1 protein-coding gene and 1 pseudogene are annotated in these 3,150 nt (G+C 43.4%); both read right to left on the bottom strand.

Annotated features, from left to right (window positions below):
• Positions 1–878, bottom strand: an 878-nt coding sequence (locus SMIDD26_RS12975) for a UvrD-helicase domain-containing protein (RefSeq protein ID WP_246746938.1), incomplete at its 3' end; no start/stop codon positions are given.
• Positions 875–3,150, bottom strand: a pseudogene (gene rexB, locus SMIDD26_RS06020) (ATP-dependent nuclease subunit B); the annotation flags it as partial. The pseudogene rexB and the gene SMIDD26_RS12975, both read right to left, overlap by 4 nt.

Genomic DNA, 3,150 nt, shown 5'->3' with positions numbered 1-3,150 from the left:
TGATAAGCCTGACTATCGGACTCCTGATTCAAGGAACCAATTTCATCTAAAATTAACTGGACATTTTCTAAATAAGCAGCCTTTGCAAATTCCTTGGCATCGTTATCCAGATGGTAACGGAAAAAGCTTTCCAAATCCCAAAGGGCTTGCTGGATTTGCTCAGTCAGTCTTTCTTTTTCACTGCTAAAATCAGCTTCTTCAAAGCCTTTGAGGAAAGATTCACTCAGCCACTTTTGAGGATTACTGGTGGATTGGAGGAAGTTATAAATTTTATAGACTTGCTGGCGTATCTCCCGTTCATCCTTGCCGCGCCCAGCAAAGTTTTTCAGCAAATGACTAAAGGTCTCTTTCTGTTTACCTTGGTAATGCGCTTCAAATACCTCATGAAAGACTTCATTTTTTAGAAGAAGTTGTTCGCTTTGGTTTTGTAAAATACGGAAATTAGGCGCAATATCAATCAGATAGCCATGTTTGCCAAGGAACTTTTGTGTGAAGGAATCCATGGTTCCGATGGCTGCGTTGGGTATGTCTGCCAACTGGCGTCCCAAGTGTTGTTTGAGGTCAACATCGCTACTTTCTTGGATTTGTTGGCTGATTTTTTTCTCCAACCGTTCCTTAAGCTCTGTGGCCGCCTTGACAGTAAAGGTTGAGATAAAGAGTTGAGAAATTTCGACACCACGCGCTAACTGATCCAGAATACGCTCTGCCATAACAAAGGTCTTCCCAGAACCAGCTGATGCTGAGACCAGGATATTTTGCCCTGCTGTATAAATGGCTTCAATTTGCTCAGCAGTTTTCTTTTGTTCCTTGCTCGAATTTGCTTCTGCTTCTTGCAGTTTTTGAATTTCCTCCTCAGTTAAAAAGGGAATAGGCTTCATCGATTCAACTCCTCTCTTATTTTTTCAAACCAAGCTTGCTTAAGTTTTTCTCCGACCAGTCGTTTGCCATCAGCTAAGTCCAACTTTTCTAGAAAACGGGCTTGGCCCAAGTGGTAATTGGCTTCAAATCCAGTGATGGCTTGGTGTTGCTGGACGTATGTGGCAATACTTCTGCCATTTTCAGTATAAGGGTTAATGGCGAACTGGCCTGCTAAAATCTTCTCAGCCGCTTTTTTATAAAGATGGGCATTGTAGTCCAGTAGGAGTTGGAATTCCTCATCCGTCAGCTGATTAGCCTTGTTTTTGTTATAAAATTCGCCCAAATGACTGCTTTCTTTTTCTAAAAAGAGGCCTTGGTATTTCATAGACTTGCTAGCTTCTACTACTGCACCTGCCAGACTTTTAACGGCCATCAGAGATTGGACAGGCTCAGCCATTTCCAAGTACATGGCACCGAAAAAGTTCTGTTCCCCCTCTCTTTTTAGGGTCAGCAAGATAGGTTGGTAACTGGGAATTGAGCCCATTAAAGAAATGAGGAAACTGGAACTGAGTTAAACTCGACTTGTAGTCTACCACTCCAATCGCTCCATCAGCTTTCAATCGGTCAATCCGGTCAACCTTACCTCGTACATGGACACTGCGTCCATTGTCCAATTGAATAAAGGCCTGGTCTTTGCCGCCAAAATTCGCTTCCTCTTTGATGGTTTCGATGGCTGGATTGTGTCGAAGAATATGTCCAGTTGTCCGTGCAACATCAAGCAAAACTTCCTTGGTAAACTGGGCTTCCAAACTTTCCTGATAAATAGCCTCAAATTCGCGTTCTTGACTGGTTTCTTGGATAGCTTGTTCTAAACGTTGGTCAAAGGAATCTTCGTCAGGCAACTGCAAGGCGCGTTCAAAAATGCGGTGCAAGAAATTTCCGTGACTGCGAGCATCAGGACGCAGGCGCAATTCCTCCTGCAAGCCTAACACGTAGCGGAGGAAATAACTGTATTCATTGCGATAAAACTCCGTCAAACCAGAGGTAGACAGGTAAAACTCCTGATCAGTAGGATAGAGAGCTTGTAAGGTGTCCTTAGCTAAGGGCTTACTGCTTGGACTGGTTGGGAGGGCTGGATTTTCCAGACCTTGTTGGTCAAGTTTTTTCCCCATGACACGCGTCAGAACCTTAATAAATGTCAAATCTTGCTCAGTCTCACTCATCTCGCCCTGCTGGTGATAGGCAACCAGACTAGACAAAAGACTGTGATAGGACCCCATATCCTCCTTAGATAGCCCTTTGTGATTCATCCTCCTCTCTCTCCGACCAAATCCAAAATGGATCAGCTCTTGAAGATAGGCAGATTCCTTACTTTCACTTTCGTTAAAAAGGCTTGGAGCTGACAAGACCAACTGCTTGCGAGCAGAATTGATCAAGGAAAGCATAGTGTAGCGATTTTTCTTGAGGTTTTCACTGCTGGCAATCAGTAATTGAACGCCTTCTTCTGTCGCTTGATTTAGGCTCTGTCTTTCTTCGTCTGTCAAAAGACTGGTGTTTTGCGCAATTTTTGGTAAATGATCCTGAGTCAGCCCAATGGCATAGACAAAGTCAGCCGTTAAGGGTGCAATCAAATCGTAACTCTGCACCAGAACGGTGTCCACTGTTGCTGGAATGGTACGGTATTGAGATAGGCTCATTCCAGAATGGAGCAAGGCTAGGAAGTCCTCCAGACTAACCTGTGAACCAGCAAAAACAGTCGCAAATTGTTCTAAAACATGACAGAATGCCTTCCAAACCTCGGCTTGTCTTTCCTGTTCAAGAGCTTCCATAGTGGCTGTCAAATCTTGTAACTGCTTAGTTACTGCTCCTTCTTTTAGAAAGACATTCCACTTTTGCAAGAGATTTTCAGCTTTCTGTTTTCGACTGGCAAAGAGAGTTTCAAGAGGGGTTAAAATACGCAGACGAAGAGCGTTCAAACGTTCCAGATTAAATTTTCCATGGTGGGATTTGGTAAAGGTTTGCTGAAAGGCTGGCAAGCCATTGATACCAAGATAACGGATATATTGCTCAAAAGCATCAATATCAGCCTGACTAAGGTCGGTATACAAACCTGTTCTAAGAAGGTTTATCAAATCCTCCTGACGGAAACGATAGCGTTTCAAAGCTAAAATAGACTCGACAAACTGTGTCAAGGGATGATGAGCCATGGATTCGCTTCTACCAAGATAGAAAGGAATCTGATACTGGTCAAAAATCGTTTTTAGCGATAACTGGTAAGCAGCTACATCCCCA

This window comes from Streptococcus mitis, assembly GCF_001579035.1.
Taxonomy (GTDB): Bacteria; Bacillota; Bacilli; order Lactobacillales; family Streptococcaceae; genus Streptococcus; species Streptococcus mitis_J.
The sequence above is the reverse complement of the archived record's forward strand: the minus strand, read 5'-3'. Positions and strand labels throughout refer to the sequence as shown.